Raw genomic sequence first — 24888 nt, 5'->3', positions numbered from 1 at the left:
TTGGGTGCTCCTGTGCGTCATTCGTCGGGATCGGTCGCCGCCTGCGCGGCGGCGAGGGCATCGAGCTTGTCCGAAATGCCCTGCAGCGTTTCGTTCATCTCGGTGATGCCGGAGAGCGAGGAGAACTGCGCCATCTGGGCCAGCATCTCCTTGTTATCGACCGGGTCGAAGGGGTCCTGCTGCTGGACCTGCACGGTCAGCAGGCGCAGGAAGTCGGCCTGGCCGAGCGAGGCGTAGTCGCGCCCCGTGCCGGCAGTGCCGGCCGCCATCGCGGCGGCATCGGAAGTGGCTGCTACGCTGGTCATTTCATCCTCATCGTTTCGAGCATCAGCTGCTTGGCGGTGGACAGCGCCTCGACCATGTTCTGGTACTGGCGCGAGGCTTCGAGCATCTCGACCATCTCGGCGTTCTCATCGACGGGGGAGGCCCAGACGTCGCCGTTCTCGTCGGCCAGGGGGTGCCCCGGCTCGTGCCGGCGGACCGGCGCGACATCGGCGCGATAGACGCCGTCGACGCGCACCGTGCTCATCCCCGTGGCGGCATCGAGCTGCTCGGCGAAGACCGGGCGCAGCGGGCGATAGGCCTCCTGCTCGCTGGCAGCGACGCTGCCGGCGTTGGCGAGGTTGGACGCGGCCGCGTTCATCCGCACCATCTGGGCGGACATGGCGCGCTGGCCGAGTTCGAACAGGGTCATCGGGCCCGACATCGTCATTCGCCCTTGATCGCGCGCGTGAGGGTTTCGACCCGGCCGCGCAGGAAACCCAGCGTGGCGGTATAGGCCACGGCGTTCTCGGCGAAGGCGGCCTGCTCGCTCGCCATTTCCACCGTGTTGCCGTCGAGGCTGGGCATGACGGGGACGCGGTAGCGGGTGGCCGATCCGATCGCCTGCTCGCCTTCCGCACCGTTCAGCTTCGCCTCCAGCGCGGCGGCGAAATCGATGTCGCGCGCCTTGTAGCCGGGGGTCGCCGCATTGGCGATGTTCGATCCGAGCATGCCCATGCGCTGCGCCCTGATCTCCAGCGCCGCACCGTGAATTCCGAAAAGGCCTTCGCTCATGACAGTCTCCTGACGTGTTCGCCGCCGTTCTTGCAAAGCGCGTGCCAGTTTCCGCAAAGCACGTGCCAGTTTCCGCAAAGCGCGTGCCAGTCGCGTCCCGCGACGGCGATGTCACCGGGGGGGGCGGCAGCCGGGGCCGGCAAGCGATTGCCGGAAGCGGCAAATGTCCGCCGGGGGCTGAATGGCACGGCGCGGCGGGCGTTCTTTCGGGTCGAGGAGATTTCGATGAACGTCCTGCAACTGCTCGATCCCGTGTCGCTCGCGCTCGTGTTCGGCGGCACCCTGGCCGCCACCCTCCTGCGCTGCGGCTGGCGCGACACGCGCGCCGCGCTGGCGGCGCTGGCGCAGTTGCCCCGCCGGCCGTTCGACGTCGCGCGCGTACGCGCCGAGCTGGCGGCCCAGGTGCGCGAGATCGAACAGGACGGCATCCTGCGGGCCGAACCGCACAGCTTCGGCGACGGCGAGTTCGACGATCTCAGCGACGCGCTGGTCCGCCACCGTTCGATCCGGGCCCTGCACGACGAACATGCGCGGCACAGCGCGCGCCGGCGGCAGATATCGGAAACCGCGACCCGCGTGCTGGGCGAAGCGGCCGAACTGGCCCCCGTGCTCGGCCTGGTCGGCACGCTCGTCGCGCTGGGCGGGTTCTCGGCCGCGGCCGGGGGCGACTACGCGCGCGCGATCGCGACCGCGGTGGTCACGACGCTCTACGGCCTCGTGCTCGCCAATTTCGTGTTCGGCCCGCTGGCCGGCGCCGTCGCGCGCCGCTCCCGCGCGGAAGAGACCGCGCGCGAGGACCTGATCGGCTGGCTCGCCGCGGCGGTCGAACGCTCGATACCGCGCAGCCGGATCGACGCGGGCGAGCCGGCATCGGGCGATGGCGGCAAGGTGGCGGCATGATCGCCTCCTCGATCCGCGGCGGGTGGCAGACGACCCTGGCCGACCTGGCAATGATCCTGTTCATGGTGACCGCGGCGGCCATGGCCGAGATGCCCGAGCCGGATGCAGACGCGGCCGCGTCAGCAGCCACCCCCACCGAGGCACCCTCTCCCGCCCCGGCCCTGCCGGCAAGCGGGGAGCCGATCGCCATCTACCGCGCCGCGCCCGGGGCCCCGCCCATCGGCCAGTGGCTGGCGGAGCAGCCGCGCGACCCGCGCCAGAACCTGACCATCATCGCCCGCCACCGGCCGGGCGGCGGCGACCGGGCGGCGGCGGCCGCGCTCGCTCTCGCGCAGGAGGCGCGCCGCGCTGGGCGCAGCGCGCGGATCGTGGTCGAACCCGGCCCGGCGGAAGAACTGGCCGCGGTGCTCGATTTCGACGGCCGCCAGCCGAACTGACGGTGCCCGGCAGACTGGCACGACGATTGCAAGGAAGCGGCAAAGCGCATGCGCGAAAGGCGCGCAGCGCGCCCAGCAAGAGGTGATGCCATGCGACCCATTCGGACGATCCTTGCCCTCGGTGCCGCCGGCGCGATTGCCGTCGCGGCCCCCACCCTGGCCGCGGGCTTCCACGATCTTTCCAGCATCGACCGCGCGGTCGAACGCTTCACCGGCGCGCCGCTGGGCAGCGAGGGCGGCGCGCGCACCCCGGTCGACCGGCGGCTGAAGCTGGCCCAGTGCCCCACGCCCGTCGCGCTCGAATGGTATGGCAGCGGCAACCGCACCGTGCTCGTCCGCTGCCCGGTATCGGGCGGCTGGCGGCTGTTCGTGCCGATCGCGGCGAGCCAGGCCGCGGCCCCGGCACGCCCGGTCATCGCGCGCGGCGAAATGGTTTCTATCGCGGTCCAGGGCAGCGGGTTCACCGTCTCGCGCCAGGGCGAGGCGCTGGAAGCCGGCGCGGTCGGCGACTGGATTCGCGTGCGCCCCGCGGGCGAGAAGCGCGAGGCGATCCGCGCCCGCGTGATCCAGCCCGGCCGGGTCGGCATGGATTTGCCGTAAGACCCCTTAAACATCGGCCGCCGGTGCCGTTATCAGTCCCGCTACAGCAACGGAGCGGACCGATGGACCGGATCGACATGCAGGCGGCAAACGGGATCGCGGCGCGACTGAGAACGCGCAGCGCGGCCCCCGTCGCCCGGGCGGAGCAGGCCAGGCCGGCGGCACAGGAAGCCGATCGGGCCGGTGCAGGCGCGCTCGACGCCGTCGCCCAGGCCCGCGGCGAGGCGCCGATCGACGGCGAACGCGTCGCCGGCATCCGCGCCGCGCTCGACAACGGCACTTACCAGCTCGACCCCCGCAAGACCGCCGACGCGATGATCGCCGCGGGCTTCCTGCCGAGGAATGCGAAATGACGACCGAACACGCGACCCTGCGCGACAGCCTGCGGCAAATGCTTGCCCTGCTTGAGAACGAGCGGCAGGCCCTTGCCGCCCTCGATCTCGACAGCATCCTGTCGTTGAGCGACGGCAAGCTCGAACTGTGCGAGGCGATCGAGCGCCAGGCCCATGGCCCGCTGGACGAGGAATGCCGCGGCCTGCTCGACGCGGTGGCGCGGCTCAACGCGGTCAACCGCAAGATCCGCAACCTGATCGCCGCCAATGTCGAGGCGCGCCTCGGCGCGCTGGCCGGGCGGATCAGCCTTTACGGATCGGGCCGGCCGATGGTCGCGCGCGAGGCGCCCTACACCGCCTGACCGCGGCACCGCGGGCCGGCCAGGCGGGCCTGCTCCCGTTTTGGCACACCTCTTGCTTGACACCCGGCGAGTTCAACCACGCCGGGGGCAGTCTTGCCAGAGGTCACATCAGTTCAGCGCAGCGCGGCACCGGGCGACGCCGTCCAGGCGTCGATCGCCCGCGCTTCTGCCGCGACCGGGGTCGATTTCGACTACCTGCTCGCGCAGGCGAAGATCGAATCCAACCTCGAACCCCAGGCCCGCGCCCGCACCTCGAGCGCATCGGGCCTCTACCAGTTCATATCCTCCACCTGGCTCGAGACGCTCGACCGCCACGGCCGCACGCACGGGCTGGACTGGGCCGAGGCGGCGATCACGCGCAGCGGCGGCCGGGCGACGGTCGGCGATGCGGGCCTGCGTTCGCAGATCATGGCCCTGCGCTTCGATCCCGAGGTCGCCTCGCTGATGGCGGCCGAGCTTGCGCGCGACAACGCGGGCGAGCTGCGCGGCTTCCTGGGGCGCGAGCCCGACCATGCCGAGCTATACCTCGCGCACTTCCTTGGTGCCGGCGGCGCCAAGAGCTTCCTCGGCGCGCTGCAGGACAACCCGCTGACGCCGGCGGCATCGCTGTTTCCCAAGGCGGCCGAAGCCAACGGGGCGATCTTCTACAAGGGCGGCCGCGCGCGTTCGGTGGCCGACGTGATGGACCTCGTGCGCGGCAAGGTCGAACGGGCCAAGGCCAGCGACGGGATCGCGCCCGGCATCGCCCCGGCGGCCGGTGCGGCCTTGCCCGCGCCCCTGCCCGCAACCCCGGCCGCGTCCTTCACCCAGGCCCGGCGCAGCTTCGCGGGCGAGCCCGCGGATGGCGGCCGCCCGGCGCCGCGCCCCTCGATGGCAGAGACCCTGCAGGCGACGTTCGGCGGGTCCGGCGCGCTCGGCGGCCGGGCCGCCCGGCAGGTCAATGAAGCCTACGGCAAGTTCAGGGCGTTCGGGCTGTGAGCCGGCGGACCTTCCTCGCGCCCTCGATGGCGCTGCCGGTCGGCATTCTCGCGGTCATCGTGCTGATGGTCGTGCCGATCCCGCCGGCCATGCTGGACCTGTTCTTCGTCCTCAACATCGCGCTCTCGGTCGCGGTGCTGATGGCGGCGATGAACGCGGAAAAGCCGCTCGATTTCTCCTCTTTCCCCTCGGTCCTCCTGTTCGCGACGCTGATGCGCCTGGCGCTCAACGTCGCCTCGACCCGCGTCGTGCTGATGAACGGGCACGAGGGCGAAGCCGCGGCGGGCAAGGTGATCGAAGCTTTCGGCGCCTTCCTGATCGGCGGCAACTTCGCGGTCGGCCTGTTCGTCTTCATGATCCTGATGATCATCAACCTGGTCGTCGTGACCAAGGGCGCGGGCCGCGTCTCCGAAGTCTCGGCCCGTTTCACGCTCGATGCCCTGCCCGGCAAGCAGATGGCGATCGACGCCGACCTCGCCGCCGGCCTGATGACCGCCGACGAGGCCAAGGCCCGCCGGCGCGAGATCGCGACCGAGGCCGATTTCTACGGCTCGATGGACGGTGCCAGCAAGTTCGTGAAGGGCGACGCGATCGCCGCCCTGCTGATCCTGCTGGTCAACATCATCGCCGGCTTCGTGCTGGGCATGGCGACCCACGACCTGACCGCGGGCGAAGCGGGCCAGGTCTATGTCACCCTGGCCGTCGGCGACGCGCTGGTGGCGTCGATCCCGGCGCTGCTGCTGTCGATCGCCGCGGCGGTCATCGTCACCCGCGTCGCGGATTCGCGCGACCTGACCGGGCAGATCGGCGGCCAGCTGGCGGAGCCGGGTATCTGGCTGCCGGTCGGCTGCATCCTGGCCGCGATGGGCATGATCCCGGCCATGCCGCAAACCGTCTTCCTGCCGCTCGCGGCGGGGGCCTTCGCGCTCTGGCGAATGCTCAGCAAGCGCAAGAAGTTCGTGCCCGCCGAAGAGCCGGAGCCCGCCCCCGATCCCACCCGCATCGCGATCGGCGACGTGTCGGAACAGGCGCTGGTGACGGTCGAGCTCGGCTTCGGGCTGGTCCACCTGGCCGACGAGAAGCGCGGCGCGCCGCTCGTCGCCCGGTTGACCGGGCTGCGGCGCCAGCTGTGCCAGGCTTTCGGCTTCGTCGTCCCGCAATTCCGCATCAAGGACAGTTTCGACCTCGCGCCCGATGCCTACCGCGTCACGCTGGGCGGGGCGCCGCTCGGCACCGGCAAGCTCAAGGCCGACCGGATGCTGGCGATCGACACCGGCGAGGCCGGCCGCCTGGCCGAGATCCCGGGCGAGGCGACGCTGGACCCGAGCTTCGGCTGCCCGGCGATCTGGATCGAGCCGGCGGCGCGCGATCTCGCGGTTGCCGAAGGCTACCTGGTGGTCGATGCCGAAAGCGTCGTGGCGACCCAGGTCAACCAGCTGCTTTCCGCCCGGCCGCAGGAGCTGCTCGGCCCCGACCAGGTGCGCGAGCTGCTCGACATGGTCCGCGAACGCAACGCGCAGCTGGTCGAAACGATCACCCCGCAGCCGCTGTCGCTGGCCGCGATCACCCGCCTGCTGCGCGCGCTCCTAGCCGACGGGATCACGCTGGCCCACCCGATACCGGTACTGTCCAGCCTGTCGCAGGCGGCGCAGCAGACCACCGACCACGAAAGGCTGGTCGACATGCTGCGCGCCGACCTCGGCCCGATGCTGGTCGGCAGCCTCTGCCCGCCCGACCAGCGCCTGCCGGTCATCACCCTGGCCGCCCAGCTGGAGGAAATGGTCGTCGGCGGAATGCAGGACCCGGCCAGCGGCGCAATCGTGATCGAGCCGGACCTGGCCCGGTCGATCGGCGAACGGATCGCCGCAATCGTGGCCGAGCGGCCCCATGGCGCGGGCGCGCCGGCGCTGATCGTGCAGCCGCGCGCGCGCCGCCCGCTCGCCGGCCTGCTGCGCCTGCGCGCGCCGGGCTGCACGGTCCTGTCGATCAACGAATTGCCCGTCTCCCAGCCGATCGAGGTGATCGCGGTTGTCGGGGGCGAGGACGATGGCGCCGCGCAGGCCCCGCCCGCGCAGCCTGGCGCCCAGGCCCCGGCCCAGGCCGCCGCAGAGGCAGCCCCGCAGGACGCCGCGCAGCCGGGCCCGGGCGCAGGGCCCGCAGCGGGCATGGAGATGAAAACGGAGGCGATGGCCGCATGAAGCTCGATCATACCCAGTTCGCCGCGGCGGAAGCCTATCGCGGCAACGTCGGCGACCGGGTCACCCGGTTCCTGCCGATGGTCCGCAAGCTCGCCTGGCACCTGTCGGGCAGCGGCGGCCCGACGATCGACGTGGACGACCTGATGCAGGCCGGCCTGGTCGCCCTGACCGAGTGCGCGCAGAAGCACGATTCGCCCAGCGACGACGGTTTCGCCGCCTATGCCAAGCTGCGCGTGCGCGGGGCGATGGTCGATCTCCTGCGCAGCGCCTCCCCCGATTCGCGCGGGGCGCGCAGCCGCCGGCGGCAGCTCGAGACAACGCGGGCGAAACTGCGCCGCTCGCTCGACCGTGAACCCTCGGCCGCCGAGCTGGCCGAAGCGCTGGAGATGCCGGTGAAGGAATTCCTGCAGTACGAACGCGATCTCGCCGAGACGCGGCTTGCCTCGCTCGACGAATGCTACAGCGAGACCGACGCCGCCTTCGCCTCGGCCGAGCCGGACGCGGAGCGGCAGGTCCTGCAACAGGAAGACCGCGAAAGCCTGGTCGCCGCGCTGTCGGCGCTGGGCGAGCGGCACCAGCTGGTCATCCAGCTCTACTTCGTCGAGGAACTGAACCTGTCGGAAATCGCCGCCGTGCTGGATGTCAGCGTGCCGCGGGTCCACCAGCTCAAGGCCGCCGCGCTGGCGAGGATGCGCAAGGCGATGGAGGCGGCCTAGAGGCCCGCCTTCGCGGCCGGGGAAAGATTGACAAGCCCGCGCCGCCGCCGCACTGGTCGCGGCGACGGTTCCGCGCGCGCCCAGGCACGCGCGGCGAAGAGGGAAGCCGGTGCAAGGCCGGCGCTGTGCCCGCAACTGTAAGCGGGGAGCCCCGGGCCACCGCGTCACTGGCCGCCCGCGCTTTCATGCGGGCGCGGCCGGGAAGACGGCCCAGGGCGCCGATCCGCGAGCCAGGAGACCTGCCGTCGCGTCGTTCGTCCGGGGGAGCCGGGTCAGCTCCAGCCGACGGGAAACCGCGTTTCCCGCAGCAGCGACAGCCACCGGCCGGGTTCCCGGCGCCGGGCCCTGCCCGGCGGGCCATCACTGTCCAGGGCCGCGCGGGGGACCGGAATCCCCCTGCCGGGCCGCCGCCGGGGAAGTGCAGCCCATGCCATGGATGTCGCGCCTCGCCTGCCGCGCCCGGCGCGCCGCGCGCGCGCTGGCCGTGCTGCCCGCGATCGTTCTGGCGGCCTGCGCGGGGCCCCCGGCGCAGGTAGAGCGCCCGTCCGGGCCGCCGCAACGGATCGTCAGCCTCGATTACTGCGCCGACCAGTACGTGCTGCGTTTCGCCGAGCGCGGCGCGATCGCGGCGCTTTCGCCCGATGCGGCCAAGCCCTTTTCCTACATGCGCGCGCAGGCCCGCGGCCTGCCCACGGCGCGCCCGCGCGCGGCGGACATTGCCGCGCTGCGGCCCGACCTGGTCGTGCGCTCCTACGGCGGGGGGGCGGACGTCGTGCCGTTCCTCGCCGATCTCGGCATCCCGGTGGTGCAGATCGGCTTCCCGCAGACCCTGGCCGAGGTGCGCGCGGAAGTGGTCCGCCTGGCCGATGCCCTCGGCGCGCCCGAAGAAGGGCGACGGGTCGCGGCAGCGATGGATCGCCGCCTTGCCGCCCTGCCCCCGCCCGCCGCCGGGCGCGCGCCGGCCGCGCTCTACATGACGCCGGGCGGCGTGACCTCGGGCGAAGGAACGCTGGTTCACGAGGTCCTGCGCGCAGCGGGGCTGGCGAACTTCCAGGACCGGCCGGGGTGGAACGCCCTCCCCCTCGAACGGCTCGCCTACCAGCGGCCCGACGTGATCGCGGCCGCTTTCTACGACGGCGCGACGGGGCAAACCGACCGCTGGAGCGCGGCGCGCCACCCGGTGGTCCGCGCGCAGCTGGCCGAACGCCCGGTCGTCGCGCTCGAAGGCGCCTGGACCAGCTGCGGCGGCTGGTTTCTCGTCGATGCGATCGAGGCGCTCGCCCGGGCCCGAACCGGGGTGAGCGAAGGGGCCACGCGGTGACGGCGCGCACGAACATTGCCCTCGGCGCCCTCCTTGCCGGGGGGATTTTCCTCGCGCTCCTCCTCGGCTCGGTCGCCCTCGCGCCGGGCGCGGTGCTGGGCGCGCTTGCCCTGGGCGGGGAAGCCGGCGACGTGCTCGTCGTCTGGCAGATCCGCCTGCCGCGCGCGCTGGCGGCGGCCATGGTCGGCGCGGCGCTGGGGATGAGCGGCGCTGCGCTGCAGGGGCTGCTGCGCAATCCGCTGGCCGAGCCGGGTATTCTCGGCGTCTCGGCCACGGCCGCGCTGTTCGCCACTTTCGTGCTGTTCTTCGGCCTCGCCGGCACGGGGCCGCTTGTCCTGCCGCTGGCCGCGGTGGCCGGCGCGCTCGCCGCGACCGTCCTGGTCGGCATTGCCGCGCTGCGCGCGCGATCGGCGGTCACGCTGATCCTCGTCGGGATCGGCCTGTCCAGCTTCTCCGCCGCGCTGATGGCGCTGCTGATGAACCTCGCGCCCAATCCCTTCACCCTGGCCGACATGATCAACTGGACCTTGGGCACCGTGGCCAATCGCAGCTTCGCCGATCTCGCCCATGCCGCGCCTTTCTTCGTCCTCGGCGTCGCAGTGCTCCTTGCCAGCCGGCGCGGGCTCGCGGCGCTGACGCTGGGCGAGGAAGCGGCCGAGGGGATCGGCCTCGACCTGCGGCGGCAACGGCTCGCGGTGATCCTGGGCGCGGGACTGGCGACCGGGGCCGCGGTCTCGCTGGCCGGCGCGATCGGCTTCGTCGGGATCGTCGCGCCGCACCTGGTCCGCCCGCTGGTCGGCCACGACCCGGCCCGGCTGCTCGTGCCGTCGGCCCTGCTCGGCGCGCTGGTGCTCGTCCTCGCCGACATCGGGGTGCGACTCCTGCCGACCGATGCCGAGCTCCGGCTGGGCGTGGTCGCCGCGCTCGTCGGCGCGCCGGTCTTCGCCTGGATCGCGGCGCGCGGGGGACTGTCGCGATGAGCGTGCTGGAAGCGCGAGGCCTATCGTTCGAGGCGGGCGGGCGGCGGCTGGTGGCAGGGGCGAGCTTTCGCCTCGCGCCCGGCACGCTGACGATGCTGATCGGGCCCAACGGCTCGGGCAAGTCCAGCTTGCTGCGGCTTGCCCTCGGCCTGCTGCCGCCAAGCGCTGGAAGCGCGACGATCGACGGGGCCGAGGTGCGCAGCCTCTCCCCCGCCGCGCGCGCCCGTAAGGTCGCCTACCTGCCCCAGACGCGCCCGCTGGCCTGGCCGGTCCCGGTGCGCGACGTGATCGCTCTCGGCCGCTTTGCCCACGGCGTCGCCCCCGGGCGGCTGGCGGCCGACGACGCCCGCGCGGTGGCGCGCGCGATCGCCGCCTGCCGCCTGGCGGGGCTGGAGGACCGCGCCGCCGATACCCTGTCGGGGGGCGAGCTGGCCCGCGTCCACCTCGCCCGCGCGCTCGCGGCCGAGGCTCCCCTGCTGGTCGCGGACGAGCCGGTCGCGGCGCTCGATCCGCTCTACCAGCACGAGGTCGCGGCGCTTTTCGCCCGGGCCGCCCGCGCGGGGCACGGGGTGCTGACCGTGATGCACGATCTGGCGCTGGCTGCCCGCTATGCCGACCGCCTGCTGTGGATGAAGGACGGCGCGATCGTGGCCGACGGCACGGTGGAGGACACGATGACCCCGGCGCGCCTGGCCGATGTGTTCGGGGTCGCCGCCCGGATCGATCGAAGCGCCGACGGCCTGGCGCTGGCCGTCACCGGCCCGGCCTGACCTGCGAAAGCCGCGCGGCGGCGGCGGCAACGATCGCGCGCCGCTCCCGCTCCGAAGCGGCCGCCCAGCGCCCGATCTCGTCCAGCGTGCGCCCGCACCCCTCGCACAGCCCCCCGTCCGCCGAAACGCGGCAGACATTGCGGCAGGGGGAAGGAACCGGATCGACCATGGCCCGCCCCTGCGCCATCCGGCCTGCCGATGGCAATAGCCCGGCGGGCGATCGCATCGGCGACAGGGGCGCGCTGGACGGCCCGCTGTCCTGCCGCGCGTCAGAACGTCTTGCGCAGCGAAAGCGTGACCTGGCGGCCCAGCGGATCGACCTGGTAGCGGGCGAAACCGGGCGCGGGACTGCCGCCGGACAGGGTGACCCGGCGATAGGTGTCGAACAGGTTCTCGACATCCAGCGACAGGCGCAGGTCGCGCAAGGCGCCGCCGGGTCCGCCTGCAGGCACGAGCGCGGCAGGCTCTACGAACAGGCCGAGGTCGATCCGCAGCGGCGGTCGATAGCGGTAGTCGGCCGCCCCGCTGGCAGAGCGCACCCGCGCCGGGCTGCTCCAGCTTGCCTGCAGGTTCAGGCCCAGCGTCCTGCGTCCGGCGGAAGCCCGGGCCGAGAGGACGTGGCGCGACTGGCCATTGGCCGCGAGCCTGTCGATCGGCGCAAGCCCCGCGTGGGGCACGATCCGGTCCGCGATCTTCCACGTGTGGTTGACCGAGAGCGTGTAACGCACGGCCCCCGCGGCGGCGCCACCTGCCGGGTCGGGCAGGCGCACGGCAATGCCCGATGCCAGCTCGCGCCGCTCCGATCGCGCGAGGTTGATCGGGCGCGCATCGACCGCGACCAGGCGCCCCGCGGCATCGCGGGTCACGCGTTCGGGAAATACCGCCTCGGTCGCCGGCGTCAGGTCCGGGAACGGCGCAACGCCGCCTTCGCTGTCGTTCCGGCGATAACGAACGTCGAGCGCGAGCACCGGGCTGCCGAGCGGCTGCAGGCGCGCGGCGAGCGACAGGCTTCGTCGCGTTCCCGGCCCCAGCGCGGGGTTCCCCCCGGTGATCCACAGCGGCTCCGCGATTTCCTGCCGCTCGAAGTCGTAGACGCGCCGCACCGTTTCCACCCGCGGCGCGCCGAGATCGTCGTTCGAAGGGACCGTCTCGCTGTGTTCGAACGATCCCGACAGCCGCAGCGGCGCGAAGGGCGACCAGGTGAAGCCGGCCCCGTACTGCCGGCGCAGCGCGCTGCCCGAAGCGGCCCGGAAACCCGCCGAGAGATCGAGCGCGAGATCGCCGAGCGGCACGAGCCCTCCCTCCCCGCGGCGCGCGAGCGGCACCGCCAGCGAGATCTCGCCCGAAGCGCGCCGATGGGCGGTGCGGGTTGCGCCCGCCAGCGCGTTGCCGAGGCGATCGAGCGGGACGAACCGGCTCGCCGAGTGCGAGCCGTCGAGCGTGACCCGGGCGCTGACCGGCGCGCCCGAAAGCGCGAAGACCGGCTTCGCCGCACTCAGCCGCATGCCCAGCATGTCGCTTGCGGAACGGCTGCGACTGGCCCGCAGGAGGCTGCGCGACCACGGGCGGTAAGGGCTGAGCGAACCGCCCGGCCCCAGCATGGCGGCCACTCTCGCGGCATCGATCCCCTCTTCCTGCAAGGTGCGGCCCCGATTGCGGACGTAAGTCGCCGACAGGTTGGTGCGCCAGCCGGCCACCGGCCCCGACAGCGCAAGCGCCAGGGCCAGCGAGCGCGCCGCGTTTTCCCCCCGTAGCGGGGCGTCGCCGTCGAGCGGACGGGACAGGACGACGTCGCGGGCGAAAGGCGACCGGCGGCTTTCGGCGGGAAGGATGGTCGCGATCTCGGGCAGGCCGCGCTCGTCGACGGTCTTGCTGGCGGTCGCGGTCAGGCTGGCGGTGGCGCTGAAGGGGCCGAGCGGTCGCCCGAGGCCGAGCGTGACACTGAGGTTGCGCGTCGCGGGCAGAAGGGTCGCGTAGCGCGCACCCTTCGCCGGGGTGCCTGCGTCCTGCGCGGGCAGGAACGCCGGCAGCGCCGGGGTGTCGCGGCCGCTGGTGCGCGGCAGCGGTGCCACCGTCACGATCCTTCCGGCGAGCGCGCTCAGCGCCGGATCGATCTCCTCGCCTGCCAAGCCCCGGACGTGGCCGGCCAGGTCCGCCGCCCCGGACGAAAGCCCGCGTGCGCTCTCGTGCAGCGGGCCATCGAACGACAGGCGAGCCTGGGCGTGCCAGCGGCTTTCGCCCGTGATCGCAACCTGTCCCAGTTGCAGGTCGCCGCCGTGGCGTCCGCCGCGCGTGGGCACGCGGCCCGCCAGTTCGGCCGAGCGCTGGACGAACGACGGCTTGAGCACGAGGTTGATCACCCGCTTGCCCGCCGGGTGCCCGTATCGCGCCGCGGCCCCCGGCCCGAGCAGGCCGAGCCGCTCCAGCGCCTCCGGCGGATAGGCGAGGATCGAACGGTCGAAGCCGACTTCCTTGCCGTTGACGAGGATGACCGGCTCCTCCCCCGAAGGATCGACGAGGGGGCCGAGCCGCTCGAGCAGGTCGGAAATCGTGGCCGCGCCCTGCGCGGCGATCTCCCCCTCGCCGAGTTCGGTTTCCGCCGCCACGACCGCTTCCCCGCGGCGCGGCGCGGTAACGACGATGTCGGCCTCCGGGCCGGTCGCGTCGTCGGCCTCCGCCGCATTCGCGGTGCTCGCGCGCTCCGCGAGCTGTCCGGCGCGATCGCGTACCGTGCCCTGCGCGTGAAGCGGACAGGCGACCAGCATGGCGAGGAGCGACATCGCCGCACAAGACCCCCCGGCCCGGCAGATGGTCGGCCTCCTCATGATCCCGGAGATTGCCCCGGTGGGGCCCCGATCGCCAGATGGGATCGCACCTGTCGCAATGGCCGCACGAAACTACCCTGCAAAAAGTGGTGCCGCGGCCCGGATGTGGGCCGCGGCACGAGTCTAGGCCTGGTGAAGGCCCCGCGCGCTGGACAGGCGCGCGAGTTCAGGAGAGTGACGGTCTATTGCCCCGCCACCATTGCCGCGGCCCAGGCCAGGGCCACGACCTTTCCGTCGAACGATCAAGGAGTGATCGAACCGCCCGACGGCGAATTGAGAGTCAGCGTGCCGGCAATCGTGCAGTCGCCAGTGCCCGGCGCCGTCTCCGGCAGCGTGGTGTTGACGGTCAGCGTCTTGGCGCTGTTGTCCCACTGCCCGCTGATATCGCCCGAGCATCCGCCCGAGGTGATGGTATTCACCGAAACATTGAACAACGTGAGCGTCGTGCCATCCGGCTGCAGTTCCGCGAGGTAGGGCGTGCCGTTGAAGGTGATGGTCCCGCAGGGAAAGCCGCTGAACGAAGGAGTCGCCGAAGCCGTCGCGCCGCCCGACGGGACCGTGGCGTTGATCGTCAGCGGGCAGTTGAGCGTCATGCCCTTGTGCACGGTTACGGTGCCCGACATCTGCCAGCTTCCGGACGGCGACCAGGTATCGGCGCTGGCCGAAGGCGCCGTGCAGAGCGCGGCTGTGGCGGCGAGTGCAACCAATGTCTTTTTCATGATTTCCTCTCCTCGGATTTCAGTTCCCGTTGAACACCGTTCCCGGCGACTCGGTCGATTAGGAACCGAGCGAACTTACGTTAACATCAATGTTTATAATGGCAAATCGCCGCTGGGCCTCTTTTTGCTAAGTCGCTGAAAGTCGGATAAATTATTATTTACACCGCTTACGGACCTTTCGCCTTGACCATGTCGCACCAGTCTTCGCCAGCGCCGCGATCAAAAGCCCACTGTCGCGCTGAATCCGATGATGCGCGGGTCGAGCGTGAAGACATTCGTGGTCAGGCCCAGATCATCGCTGTTGGTGAAGAAGTCCGTGATCGGGGCATTGTCGAACAGGTTCTTGACGTAAAGCTGCATGGTGAAGTGATCATCCGGACGGGACAGGGTGATCGCGGCGTTCACGTTGTCCCACCCCTTCAGCCGGTCGTATTCGGTGTTGTAGACGCGGGCGAAGCTTTCCGACTGGCGGTAATAGTCCCCGCGGAACGTCAGTTCCCAGTCCCCATCCTCGATGAAGAACGTATACTGCGCGCCGATATTGAAGGTCATGTTCGGCGCATTGGGCAGTTCGTTGCCTGAGAGGTCGGCGTAGAAACCCCGGCCACCGTTGGGTGCCCCGCTGCCGCCGTCAGCGATGTTCAGGCCGACCGTGTCCGGATTGTAAGGTGCGAACGGGTCATAGGTGAAACCATAGAAGGCAGAATAATTCAGCGTACCCTGAGGTGCATCGGGATTGAAGGAGCCGACCCGGTTCGACCCCGGGCACAGCACCATCAAAGCTTGCGGTGTAAATCCGAACTGATGAAAAGGATGCTGATAGATCCTCTCGACAAATTCCCGGGGCGCTATGCAGTTCGATGGCACCTGCAACCACGGGCGCAGCACGACCCAATCTTCATTCCCCTGGGTGCGATTGGTGACGTCGATCGACCGCTCGCCGTCGGCAATGCGCGTTTTAAGATAGCCGAGCGTGGCGTTCAGACGGAACGCCCGCGAGGGGCTCCACGCCGCTTCGAATTCGAGGCCCATGCTGGAGGCATCGAAGTTTTCGTTGTAGGCGATGCGATCGACGATCTGCGAAACCTGGTAATCGGTATAATCGTAATAGAACGCTGCCGCGTTGAGCGTGAAACGCCCGTTGGCGAAGCTGTTCTTCATCCCGACTTCGAAAGCGTTCAGGTATTCGGGTTCGAACGTCTGCGGCAGCGGCTGATACTGCACCACGTCGGGGTTGAAATCGACCCGCGGCGGATTGGTCCCCCCGCCCTTGTACCCGCGGGAAGCCAGGGCGTAGACCAGCGTATCGTCGGTAAAGGACAGATCGGGCTTCCAGTCCAGCGCCAGGCGCCCCGTGAATTCGCTCCAGCTTTGTTCAATATCCGGCAGCGCAGGATATCCGCTGTTCACACGTCCCCCGGAACTGTCGCCGGGATAGGGGCTCTCCTGTCCACCGCCGAGCAATGTCTGGCTGGGGATCTGGTCGGACAATTTCTCGTCACGCGTATAGCGCAAGCCGGCCGTCAACTTCAGCCGATCGTTGATGTCCCAGTACAATTCGCCAAACGCAGCCCAGGATTCGATCTCAACCCCGTTCTGGCTGAGGAAGTAATTGTGCCCCTGATTGTTAACACTCTCCAGCGGATTGGGATCAATATAGACGCATTCATACCCTTCAAATCCGAGTTCGCACGGATCCAAAGTATAACCATTGCCGCGGTTATAGTGATATTGAGCAATCAATGTGAATAAATTATTGAATACATAATAATTGTCTTGAGATTCAAAATTCAAATAGTTTGCGCCCAAGCTGAAATTCACCGTCCCCGAAAAATCGGATTGCAGACGAAATTCCTGCGACCACTGCTTATTTTCCGAATGACTGAGATCGCGCGACAAAATCCGGTCAGAACAACCGAGTTGGGGATCGCAGAATTGTCCGTCCTGATAAGGGTCCCAGCCATCGGGAACCGGATTTCCAAATATGTCGGTCAGATTGTCGCCAATGTCATTGAACACTGGCGCAGAAACGTAGCGGCTGTAATCCTGCGATGAATAGTAGCTGTCTTCCGCATAAGTCGTCTGCGAATAGAACGTCAGTCCCTCGGTCAGGTCCAGTTCCATGTTGAGCTGGAAAATATCGTTGTTGGCGCGGAATATCGGATCGATGGCGGCGGAAACCTCGCGCAGATCTCGCGATTGCGTGATGCCGGCATAGGGATCGCCGGGAAGGAGGAATGGTACCGACTGCACCAACGGGAACACCCGCCCATCGATCCCCTGCGCCATCACCTCTTGCGGAACGGTGATGAATACGAAAGAGTTACCGTTCGGAGCGCCATACGATCTGTCATCATAAAGCGAAACTGGCAGGCAGCCCTGGCTCAGGCGCCCCCGGCTGACGTTCCCCTGCATACCCGAGTCCGTCGCGACCCCGCCGATCTCGGCCGGCCCCGGATCGCGCGCGCACAGCTGCTTGCCGGTGCGCGAGCGGTCATCGTCTTCCTCGAAATGCTGCCAGATCGCGTTGAGGCGGAAGTTGTCGCTCGGTTCGAACCCGATCGAGAGGCGGGTTGACCACAAGTCGCGCCCATTCACCCGCTTGCCAGTGAAAGTGTTGAAATCGTACCCGTCGCGCTTCGTCATCATGGCCGCTCCGCGTACGGCCAGACTATCGCCCAGCGGTACGTTCACATGCCCGCTGAGACGCCGGGTATCATAGCTGCCCAGTTCGCCCTTGATCCGCCCGCTGAATTCCGAAAACTCCGGAACTGCCGGGATCATGTTGACGACGCCCGCCGTTGCGTTGCGGCCGTAGAGCGTGCCCTGGGGGCCGCGCAGCACCTCGATCCGTTCCATGTCGAAGAATTCGGATTCGAACAGCCGGTTACGGATCAGCGCAGTGTTATTGAAGCTGACCGCCACGGCGGGGTCGGTCGAAGCCGAAATCGCCTTGGTCCCGATCCCGCGGATCGAGAAGTTGTACATGCTGAAATTGCTTTTCGAGAAGTTGACGTTGGGCACCGCGCGCAGCAGTTCCGATCCGCCTTCGATCTTGTAGTCGTCGAGCGCCTCGTTCGAGAGCGCGGTAATGGCGATCGGCACGTCGATCAGCCGCTCGACCCGCTTCTGCGCGGTGACGATGATGACCGGGCCGGTCGTTTCGCCGGCTTCGGCCGTCGGCGCGGAGGCGGAGGCTGGCGAGCCCGCCGGTTCCTCCTGCGCGTGGGCGGCCGATGCGCCCCCCGCGATCAGAGCCAAAGTACTGCAGGCGCAAAAGCAACTACGGGCAATCCGCATGATGTCCTCTCCCTTGTCGATCGCGAACCGTCTGGCCGGATTCGTCGTCGTTCTTCCCGCGCCTTGTGTAATCTAACTGACATTGATGTCAATGTATGGCGTGCGAATGCTCCGCTTCCGAGGCTTTTGCCCCGCGCGGGGCCCGCCGGTCGCGCAGGTCCGGCCATGCGAATCGCCGCGAAGGCGCGTACCGACACGCGCGCAGCGACGCGATCGATTCACCGGTCAAGAAGAGGAGGAATGGTGCCGCTTACGTGACTCGAACACGTGACCCCATCATTACGAATGATGTGCTCTACCAACTGAGCTAAAGCGGCACTGATCGCGGGCCTTTATCGGCACCGCGGGCGGCCCGCAATGCCTTGCTTCGCGAAGAGTGGAGGCCCGAGCCGGAATCGAACCGGCGTGCAAGGATTTGCAGTCCTCTGCGTAACCACTCCGCCATCGGGCCTCGTCCCCTTGCATCGGCGGAACGCAAGGGGAAGCGGCCCCCTAGCGGCTCGGCCGCGCCAAGGCAATCGGTTAGGTGCAATCGAGGCACGCGGGCCCCCAAATCGCGTCCGCCGCCCCGCTCGGGCACGCGAACCGCCCCGCCCCGGATGCCCCGACGGGACCTGCCGCGCCCTTTCCGTTACGTCAGTCTGGACCCTGCCTGACGATTACGTAAAGCTGCCGGGCATGAGCATATCCAGCCTGATCGATCCCGTCCCCGCTGCCGGCGGCCCTGCCAACCTTTCGCAGGCGGAGGCCTGGATGCAGGGCCGCACGCTCTATGGCGGGGCGCTGGGGCTGGTCGCCTATACCGCCGCGGTCCGCGCCTTTCCCGACCTGCCGCCCCTGCGCGCGGCGCAGATCGGCTTCGTCGCACCGGTGGGCGGCGAGATCGAGCTGCGGCGCGAGATCGTGCGCCAGGGCCGCAACGTGGCGCAAGTCCGCAGCGAGATCTGGACCGGCGGCCAGTGCGCGCTGACCGCGCTGTGGGTGTTCGGCACCGCGCGCGAGCCCAATGCCGTCCACCCTGCCGCCACGCCGGCGAACTGGCCCGGCGATCCGGAAGCGGCCGAGCCGGTCATGGTCGATTCGGGGCCGGCCTTCATCCGCAACAATTTCGAACTGCGCCGCGCGCAGGACGAACGCGGCCCGGGCGCGCCCGTCGTGCGCCGCTGGGCCCGCCTGACGCAGCGCGACGTGCTGGACCCTGTGTCCGAACTGATCCTGATGGGCGATGTCCTGCCGCCCGGCGCGATGCGCGCGATGCAGCGGCAGGGCCCGGTCAGTTCGATCAACTGGTCGTTCAACCTGCTCGACACGGCGCCCACGACGCGCGACGGTTGGTGGCTGTCGGAAAATGCCAGCCAGCACGCCGACGACGGCTATTCCTCCGAACGGTTGCGGCTGTGGAATGCCGAGGGACGCCAGGTGCTCGACGCGATGCAGGCGGCCGCGATCTTCGGCTGACGCCCCGGTTCAGACGTCGGCGAAGTTCGGGGCGCGCTTTTCCATCCCGGCCATCACCGCCTCCACCTGGTTGGGGGTGCGCATGACCTTGTGCTGCTCGATGCTTTCCTCGACCAGGATTTCGTCCGTCGGACGGTCGGCCATGGCGGCGAAGAGACGCTTGGCCGCACGGATCGCGTGCGGGCTGCGATTGGCGATCTCCCCGGCGATGGCGGTCGCGCGCGCCACCGGGTCGGCATCGCAATGGGTGGCGAGGCCGAGCGCGAGCGCTTCCTCGCCGCTGAACTCGCGGTTGGTATAGACCAGCTCGCGCAAGTGATCGTCGCGGACCAGCCCGCGCCAGAGCGCGAAACCGCCCATGTCGGGCACGAGGCCCCACTTCATTTCCATGATCGCCATGCGCGTATCGGGCGCGACCACGCGGATATCCGCCCCGCTGGCGATCTGCAGGCCCCCGCCGAAGCACACCCCGTGAACGGCGGCGATCACCGGGACCGGCAGCTTGCGCCACTGGACGGAGACCTGCTGGAACAGGTTGGCATTGCCGTGGGTCCGCGCCGAGAGCGGCGGGGCATCGGGATCGGGCAGCTTGCCGAAATTCGACAGGTCCAGCCCGGCGCAGAAGGCCCGCCCCTCCCCCGAAAGGACGACGGCGCGCAGGCCCTTCATATCGTGGAGCGCCTGCCCCGCCTCGATGATCCGGGCGAACATCTCGGGGTCGAGCGCGTTCATCTTGTCGGCACGGATCAGCCGCACCTGGGCCACGCCGTCGTCACCCAGTTCGATCGAGACGCGTTCGTTCGCCGCAAAATCCATTCGTCATCCACCTGCCGCCATTTCGTTGCCGGCATCGTCGCGCATGGGCGCGGGGCTGTCCAGCGCTTCGTGCGGGCGGCGCAGCAGATAGCCGCCCCCCGGAACGGTCGCGATCAGCCCCTCGACCCCGACCGCGCGCAGGCGGGCGCGGATCCGGCACACCGCCACCGCGACTCGGTTGGTCTGGGGATCGAAGTCCAGCCGCCAGACGTGGCGCAGCAGGTGCGCGCGCGGCACCGGGCGACCCGGCCGTTCGGCGAGGTGCCAGAGAACCGCGAACTCGCGCGGGTGCAGCCGCAACCAGCGCCCGGCGACATGGGCGTCGCGATGGAACAGGTCGAGCGTGACCGGCCCCACCTGCATCGCGCGGGGCAATTCCCCCGCCGGCGCGTCTTCCGCACGCCACATCAGGCGCGGCCCCGGGCTGCCCGCGAGCGAGCGGGCCGCCAGCCGGTTTCCCGCAGTTCAGGCCTTCGCCGGCCAGCCAGCCAGCCCGGCGGCGTCCGCCCGCCGATCGTCGAACCCGGTTTCATGAACCTTCGCGAAGCCATGCGTTCCCCCAGCGACCCCGGCTATTCCCTTGCCTCTCGGGCAAGGGGCTAGGAAGCGCGCCTGCGTGCGGTCAACGCAAGGTAGGTCCGATTTCAACCCTTCGCGCCGGTCGGAGGGCCTTCGCGGCGTTGCGGCTCAGCCGGTGCCGGCGGCGGCATTGATGCCGAGCGAGGAGAAATAGCGTTTCACGTTGCGCGCGGCCTGGCGCAGGCGTTGCTCGTTCTCGACCATCGCGATCCGCACGTACCCTTCGCCCTCCTCGCCATAACCGACCCCGGGCGCGACGGCGACGTCGGCATGGGTCAGCAACTGCTTGGAAAACTCCAGGCTGCCCATGTCCTTCAGGGCCGGCGGCAGCGGGGCCCAGGCGAACATCGAGGCGCGCGGGGCCGGGATATCCCACCCGGCGCGGCCGAACGCCTCCACCATTACGTCGCGCCGCTTGTGGTAAAGCTCGCGATTGCTTTCGACGATGTCCTGCGGGCCGTTGAGCGCGGCGCAGGCGGCGGCCTGGATCGGGGTGAAGGCGCCGTAGTCGAGATAGGATTTCACCCGGCTCATCGCCGCGATCAGATCGCGGTTGCCGACCGCGAAGCCCATCCGCCAGCCGGCCATCGAATATGTCTTCGACATCGAGGTGAATTCGACCGCGACGTCCTTCGCCCCTTTCACCTGCATGATCGAGGGGGTCGGGTTGCCGTCGAAATAGAGCTCCGAATAGGCGAGGTCGGACAGGATCCAGACCTTGTTCTCCTTCGCCCAGGCGACGAGCCGCTCGTAGAAGGCGAGGTCCACCACTTCGGCCGTGGGGTTGGAGGGGTAGTTGACCACGAGGACGCTGGGCCGCGGGACGGTGAAATACATCGCCTTCTCGAGGCTGCGGAAATAGTGCTCGTCCGGGGTTGTCGGCACCGACCGGATCGTGGCCCCGGCGATGATGAAACCGAAGGTGTGGATCGGGTAACTCGGGTTCGGCGCCAGCACGACGTCGCCCGGCGCGGTGATCGCGGTGGCGAGGCTGGCCAGCCCTTCCTTCGATCCCATCGTCACGACCACTTCGGTCTCCGGGTCGAGATCGACGCCGAAGCGCCGGCCGTAATAGTTCGCCTGGGCGCGGCGCAGGCCGGGGATGCCCTTGGACTGCGAATAGCCGTGGGCATCGGGCTTGGCCGCGACTTCGCACAGCTTCTCGATCACGTGGGCGGGCGGCGGCTGGTCGGGATTGCCCATGCCCAGGTCGATGATGTCCCGTCCCGCGCGCCGCGCCGCGTGCCGCATCGCGTTGACTTCGGCGATCACGTAAGGCGGCAGGCGCTTCATGCGGTAGAATTCGGTATCCATCGACCTCTTTCTCGATTGCGGGGCGTTTCTCGATTGCGGGGCGGCACGCGGGTGCCGTTCAGCCGGGCTGATGCCAAAACCCTAACCGAATAGCGGTCGCGGTGAAATGCGCTTTTGGCTATCGTGGCCGCAACCGCGACTTCGACGGAGCGCCCCGATGCCCGATACGCACGATCCCTTCGCCGCCGCCCTGCGGATGCAGGGGGAGGTGATGCGCGCCGCCATGGCCGCTTTCGCCGGGCCGAGCAGCGCCGGGGCAGGATCCGCCGCCGCCGACGACGACGACGGCGACAGCGACGGCGAACCCGAGGACCGGGACGCGATCGCGCAGTGGGGCCGGACCGCGCAGGAGCTGCGCGCGATGTGGCTCGATTTCGTCGAGGAACGGCTTTCGGGACGGCCCGACCCGGCCAACCCGCTCGATCCCGCCGCCTGGATGCAGATGGCCGGGCAGTGGCCCGTTCCGCCTCAGGCCGATCCGGCCGCGATCGAACGGATGATGGACGACGGCCTGGCGCTGTGGCGCGCGATGGCCGGGGCCATGCTGGGCGAGACGGCGGAGGGCGGCGACGGGCCGCCCGAAACCGCGCTGCCGCGCACCGATCGGCGCTTCGCCGACCCGGCCTGGCGCGAACATCCCGCTTTCGCCCTGCTGCACCAGACGTACCTGATGCTGGCCGACTACCTCGTCTCCGCGGCGAACGAGGTCGAGGGTGTACCGGCCGAGCGCCGCGAGCAGCTCGCTTTCGCGACCCGCGCCCTGCTCGACGCGATGAGCCCGGACAATTTCGTCGCCACCAACCCGGTGGTGCTGAAGCGCACCGTCGAGACATCGGGCCGGAACCTCGTCAAGGGGATGGGCCACCTGATCGCCGACTTGCGCCGGGGCCAGCTGACCCACACCGACCCGGCGGCCTTCACCCTGGGCGAGAACATCGCCGCGACCCCGGGAAAGGTGGTCCACGAGACCCCGCTCTACCAGCTGATCCAGTACGACCCGGCGACGAAGGACGTGCTCGCCGTGCCGCTGGTGATCTTCCCGCCGTGGATCAACCGTTTCTACATCCTCGACCTCTCGCCGAAGAAGAGCTTCATCAAGTGGGCCGTGGACCAGGGGCTGACCGTGTTCGTGGTGAGCTGGAAGTCGGCCGACGCGACGATGAAGGACGTGGCCTGGGACGATTACATCCGCGCCCAGGCCGAGGCGATCGACCACGTTCGCGCGCGGCTGGAGGTGTCGGCGGTGCACGCGATCGGCTATTGCGTCGCCGGCACGACGCTGGCCGCGACTCTCGCGATCCTTGCCCGCCGGGGGCAGGCGGACAAGGTCGCCAGCGCGACGTTCTTCACCGCCCAGGTCGATTTCGAGAAAGCGGGCGAACTGCGCGGCTTCATCGACGGCGGCCAGCTGGAGATCATCGGCCGCCTCGCTCCCGAAGGCTATCTCGACGGGCGCTACATGGCCGCCACGTTCAACGCCCTGCGCGGCCGCGACCTGATCTGGAACTACGTCGTCAACAACTACCTCCTGGGGGAGGATTACCCGGCCTTCGACCTGCTGCACTGGAACGGCGACGTGACGAACCTGCCCGCGCGCTGGCACGGCGATTACCTGCGCGACCTCTACCGCGACAACAAGCTGGTGATCCCCGATGCCCTCGCGGCCGACGGGACCCCGATCGACCTGACCCGCATCGCCGTGCCCGCCTTCATCCAGGCCGGGCGCGAGGATCACATCGCGCCCGCCGAAAGCGTCTGGCGCGCGACCCGCCACTTCCGCGGCGAGACGACTTTCGTCCTCGCCGGCAGCGGGCATATCGCCGGGGTCGTGAACCCGCCGGCCGCGAACAAGTACCAGTACTGGACCGGCGACAGCCGGGCGTCCTCGCTCGACGCCTTCATCGAAGGCGCGACCGAGCATCCCGGATCGTGGTGGCCGCACTGGCTGGACTGGCTGAAGGGGCACGGCGACGCGCAGGTGCCGGCGACCGGCAAGCGCAAGCCGGGCGGGCGCGGGGACAGGACGATCGAGGACGCGCCGGGCCGCTACGTGCGGATGCGCTGAGGCCAATCCGCCTTCACCGTGGCTGGTCCGGAAGGGACCTGCGCGCTTATTGTGCACTGCACAAAATATTCTTGACTTCGGCGCGCATCCGCCTATTTTGTGCACTGCAACATTACCGACGCATTGGCCGGGCACAATGCCCGCAGGCAGAGGGCCCGCAGGCAGAGGGCCCGCAGGCAGAGGAAGGATCGTCATGGCGACACGCGATGAAGCCAGCAGCGATGCCGCAGCCGCGAAAGCTTATGCCGAAGCCGCGGCGCGCAAGGCCGATGCAAGACCGGAAGGCGAGTCCGCCCCGCCGGCCGGAGACAAGAGCACGACCGCGATGAAGACCGATACCGCCGAAGCGATGGCCGGGGCCGGGAGATCCGCCCCCGTCCAGCCGAAACCCGCCAGATCGAAGAACGGCGGCGCGAAGAAGAAGAAGGCAGCCCCGCGGGCCAAAACCGCCGCCAGGACTGCCGCCCCCAAGAAGAACGCCGGCAAGGCCGCCGCCCGCAAGTTCGCGACAAAGGCCCCCGCCCGCCCCCGAACGAAGGAAACCGACATGGCCAAGACCCAGACCAGCACCGATTACGCCGCCCAGATGAAGGAAGGCCTCGCCGAACTGCAGGCCCGCGCGCAGACCGCTTACGAGAAGAGCGCCGAATACGCCGTGGAAGCGCGCGAGTTTTCGAAGGGCAACCTCGACGCGATGGTCGAATCGGGCAAGATCTTCGCCGCCGGCCTGCAGGAGATCGCCAAGGCGACGATGGAAGACAGCAAGGCCGCGGTCGAAACGATGACCGGCGACGCGAAGGAATTCGCCGCGGTCAAGTCGCCGACCGATTTCGTCCAGCTCCAGGGCCAGATCGCCAGCCGCAATTTCGACGCCGCAGTGGCGCAGTTCTCCAAGGCGACCGAAGCCTGGGTCAAGCTGGCCGGCGACGTCGCCGCGCCGCTTTCCAGCCGGGTCAGCCTGGCGATGGAAAAGGCCCGCCCCGCGGCCTGATCGCCGGGACGCGTCCTCTCGCGCCCGGCGCGAGCGGGCGCCGGACACGACACGGGCCGGCCAGCTCCACCGCTGGGCCGGCCCGTTTCGCTTGGCGCCGGGGGCGCTACACGTTAATCGCCCGGCAACCGCCGCGCCCCACAATCGCTCCCCTGCCTGCGTGCGCGCCAC

24 protein-coding genes, 2 tRNA genes and 1 riboswitch are annotated in these 24888 nt (G+C 69.6%); of the genes, 14 read left to right on the top strand and 12 right to left on the bottom strand.

The genetic code is table 11. The features are described from left to right. Positions 1 to 17 precede the first annotated feature (17 nt). The 3 genes from GRI72_RS12580 to GRI72_RS12570 are packed head-to-tail and all read right to left on the bottom strand — an operon-like array spanning position 18 to position 1056. Entirely contained in the window at positions 18 to 305 is a 288-nt protein-coding gene (locus GRI72_RS12580; RefSeq protein WP_160734280.1) for a flagellar hook assembly protein FlgD, read from the bottom strand. Further along, positions 302 to 712 (bottom strand): flagellar basal body rod protein FlgC, encoded by a 411-nt coding sequence (flgC, locus tag GRI72_RS12575; protein WP_202389112.1) that lies wholly within the window; start codon positions 710 to 712, stop codon positions 302 to 304. Before flgC ends, GRI72_RS12580 begins: the two co-directional genes overlap by 4 nt. Further along, positions 709 to 1056, bottom strand: a complete 348-nt coding sequence (locus GRI72_RS12570; protein ID WP_160734278.1) for a flagellar basal body rod protein FlgB — start codon at positions 1054 to 1056, stop codon at positions 709 to 711. Before GRI72_RS12570 ends, flgC begins: the two co-directional genes overlap by 4 nt. A 225-nt stretch (positions 1057 to 1281) precedes the next feature. Here GRI72_RS12570 and GRI72_RS12565 point away from each other — a divergent pair, with 225 nt between their 5' ends. The 11 genes from GRI72_RS12565 to GRI72_RS12515 all read left to right on the top strand — a co-directional run bounded on the left by GRI72_RS12565 (position 1282) and on the right by GRI72_RS12515 (position 10650). Continuing rightward, entirely contained in the window at positions 1282 to 1956 is a 675-nt protein-coding gene (locus tag GRI72_RS12565; RefSeq protein ID WP_160734277.1) for a MotA/TolQ/ExbB proton channel family protein, read from the top strand. Continuing rightward, on the top strand, positions 1953 to 2393 hold the full coding sequence (locus GRI72_RS12560) for a hypothetical protein (protein WP_160734276.1): 441 nt from the start codon (positions 1953 to 1955) through the stop codon (positions 2391 to 2393). The genes GRI72_RS12565 and GRI72_RS12560 overlap by 4 nt, the downstream gene beginning before the upstream one ends. A gap of 90 nt (positions 2394 to 2483) precedes the next feature. Next, complete coding sequence (locus GRI72_RS12555) at positions 2484 to 2993, top strand: flagella basal body P-ring formation protein FlgA (protein WP_160734275.1); 510 nt, start codon at positions 2484 to 2486, stop codon at positions 2991 to 2993. Positions 2994 to 3055: 62 nt separating this feature from the next. After that, positions 3056 to 3346, top strand: a complete 291-nt coding sequence (locus GRI72_RS12550; RefSeq protein ID WP_160734274.1) for a flagellar biosynthesis anti-sigma factor FlgM — start codon at positions 3056 to 3058, stop codon at positions 3344 to 3346. Beyond that, positions 3343 to 3687 carry a flagellar protein FlgN gene (locus GRI72_RS12545; protein ID WP_237487166.1) on the top strand — a complete coding sequence of 115 codons (345 nt, stop codon included), beginning with the start codon at positions 3343 to 3345 and terminating at the stop codon, positions 3685 to 3687. The genes GRI72_RS12550 and GRI72_RS12545 overlap by 4 nt, the downstream gene beginning before the upstream one ends. Positions 3688 to 3780: 93 nt before the next feature. Then, positions 3781 to 4665, top strand: a complete 885-nt coding sequence (locus GRI72_RS12540) for a lysozyme family protein (protein WP_160734273.1) — start codon at positions 3781 to 3783, stop codon at positions 4663 to 4665. A 26-nt stretch (positions 4666 to 4691) separates the two neighbouring features. Then, entirely contained in the window at positions 4692 to 6863 is a 2172-nt protein-coding gene (locus GRI72_RS12535; RefSeq protein WP_160734377.1) for a flagellar biosynthesis protein FlhA, read from the top strand. Continuing rightward, positions 6860 to 7579, top strand: coding sequence for a sigma-70 family RNA polymerase sigma factor (locus GRI72_RS12530; protein WP_160734272.1), 720 nt, complete (start codon positions 6860 to 6862; stop codon positions 7577 to 7579). Before GRI72_RS12535 ends, GRI72_RS12530 begins: the two co-directional genes overlap by 4 nt. A gap of 48 nt (positions 7580 to 7627) precedes the next feature. Beyond that, positions 7628 to 7840, top strand: a riboswitch (cobalamin riboswitch). Between the two features lie 166 nt (positions 7841 to 8006). Beyond that, positions 8007 to 8900 carry an ABC transporter substrate-binding protein gene (locus tag GRI72_RS12525; protein ID WP_237487164.1) on the top strand — a complete coding sequence of 298 codons (894 nt, stop codon included), beginning with the start codon at positions 8007 to 8009 and terminating at the stop codon, positions 8898 to 8900. Beyond that, positions 8897 to 9880 carry a FecCD family ABC transporter permease gene (locus GRI72_RS12520; RefSeq protein ID WP_337191191.1) on the top strand — a complete coding sequence of 328 codons (984 nt, stop codon included), beginning with the start codon at positions 8897 to 8899 and terminating at the stop codon, positions 9878 to 9880. The genes GRI72_RS12525 and GRI72_RS12520 overlap by 4 nt, the downstream gene beginning before the upstream one ends. Continuing rightward, positions 9877 to 10650 carry an ABC transporter ATP-binding protein gene (locus GRI72_RS12515; RefSeq protein ID WP_160734271.1) on the top strand — a complete coding sequence of 258 codons (774 nt, stop codon included), beginning with the start codon at positions 9877 to 9879 and terminating at the stop codon, positions 10648 to 10650. Before GRI72_RS12520 ends, GRI72_RS12515 begins: the two co-directional genes overlap by 4 nt. Here GRI72_RS12515 and GRI72_RS12510 read toward each other — a convergent pair. The 6 genes from GRI72_RS12510 to GRI72_RS12485 form a co-directional block, all read right to left on the bottom strand. Further along, positions 10634 to 10819: a DUF1289 domain-containing protein gene (locus tag GRI72_RS12510; RefSeq protein ID WP_202389111.1), complete on the bottom strand. Its 186-nt coding sequence runs from the start codon at positions 10817 to 10819 to the stop codon at positions 10634 to 10636. The genes GRI72_RS12515 and GRI72_RS12510 overlap by 17 nt on opposite strands. A 100-nt stretch (positions 10820 to 10919) precedes the next feature. Beyond that, complete coding sequence (locus tag GRI72_RS12505) at positions 10920 to 13475, bottom strand: TonB-dependent receptor (protein WP_160734269.1); 2556 nt, start codon at positions 13473 to 13475, stop codon at positions 10920 to 10922. A 242-nt stretch (positions 13476 to 13717) separates the two neighbouring features. Then, complete coding sequence (locus GRI72_RS12500) at positions 13718 to 14194, bottom strand: hypothetical protein (protein ID WP_160734268.1); 477 nt, start codon at positions 14192 to 14194, stop codon at positions 13718 to 13720. A gap of 219 nt (positions 14195 to 14413) precedes the next feature. After that, the gene (locus GRI72_RS12495) at positions 14414 to 17494 is read right to left on the bottom strand and encodes a TonB-dependent receptor domain-containing protein (RefSeq protein WP_160734267.1); all 3081 of its coding nucleotides are present in this window, start codon (positions 17492 to 17494) and stop codon (positions 14414 to 14416) included. Positions 17495 to 17735: 241 nt separating this feature from the next. Continuing rightward, a tRNA-Thr gene (locus GRI72_RS12490) sits at positions 17736 to 17811 on the bottom strand. A gap of 60 nt (positions 17812 to 17871) precedes the next feature. After that, positions 17872 to 17945, bottom strand: a tRNA-Cys gene (locus GRI72_RS12485). Positions 17946 to 18172: 227 nt separating this feature from the next. Here GRI72_RS12485 and GRI72_RS12480 point away from each other — a divergent pair. Then, a complete protein-coding gene (locus GRI72_RS12480; RefSeq protein ID WP_160734266.1) occupies positions 18173 to 18952 on the top strand; it encodes an acyl-CoA thioesterase in 780 nt (259 codons plus the stop codon). Positions 18953 to 18961: 9 nt separating this feature from the next. Here the strand turns inward: GRI72_RS12480 and GRI72_RS12475 are convergent, their stop codons facing one another. The 3 genes from GRI72_RS12475 to GRI72_RS12465 all read right to left on the bottom strand — a co-directional run bounded on the left by GRI72_RS12475 (position 18962) and on the right by GRI72_RS12465 (position 21661). Beyond that, the gene (locus GRI72_RS12475) at positions 18962 to 19768 is read right to left on the bottom strand and encodes a crotonase/enoyl-CoA hydratase family protein (protein ID WP_160734265.1); all 807 of its coding nucleotides are present in this window, start codon (positions 19766 to 19768) and stop codon (positions 18962 to 18964) included. Between the two features lie 3 nt (positions 19769 to 19771). Then, complete coding sequence (locus GRI72_RS12470; protein ID WP_160734264.1) at positions 19772 to 20176, bottom strand: winged helix-turn-helix domain-containing protein; 405 nt, start codon at positions 20174 to 20176, stop codon at positions 19772 to 19774. A 279-nt stretch (positions 20177 to 20455) separates the two neighbouring features. Next, complete coding sequence (locus GRI72_RS12465; RefSeq protein ID WP_160734263.1) at positions 20456 to 21661, bottom strand: LL-diaminopimelate aminotransferase; 1206 nt, start codon at positions 21659 to 21661, stop codon at positions 20456 to 20458. Between the two features lie 157 nt (positions 21662 to 21818). Here GRI72_RS12465 and GRI72_RS12460 point away from each other — a divergent pair, with 157 nt between their 5' ends. Beyond that, positions 21819 to 23726, top strand: coding sequence for a PHA/PHB synthase family protein (locus tag GRI72_RS12460; RefSeq protein ID WP_237487162.1), 1908 nt, complete (start codon positions 21819 to 21821; stop codon positions 23724 to 23726). A 193-nt stretch (positions 23727 to 23919) separates the two neighbouring features. Then, positions 23920 to 24717 carry a phasin family protein gene (locus GRI72_RS12455; RefSeq protein WP_160734261.1) on the top strand — a complete coding sequence of 266 codons (798 nt, stop codon included), beginning with the start codon at positions 23920 to 23922 and terminating at the stop codon, positions 24715 to 24717. Positions 24718 to 24888 lie beyond the last annotated feature (171 nt).

Source organism: Pelagerythrobacter marinus (genome assembly GCF_009827515.1).
GTDB classification, from domain to species: Bacteria; Pseudomonadota; Alphaproteobacteria; order Sphingomonadales; family Sphingomonadaceae; genus Pelagerythrobacter; species Pelagerythrobacter marinus.
This window is presented reverse-complemented; position numbering and strand designations above follow the sequence as displayed.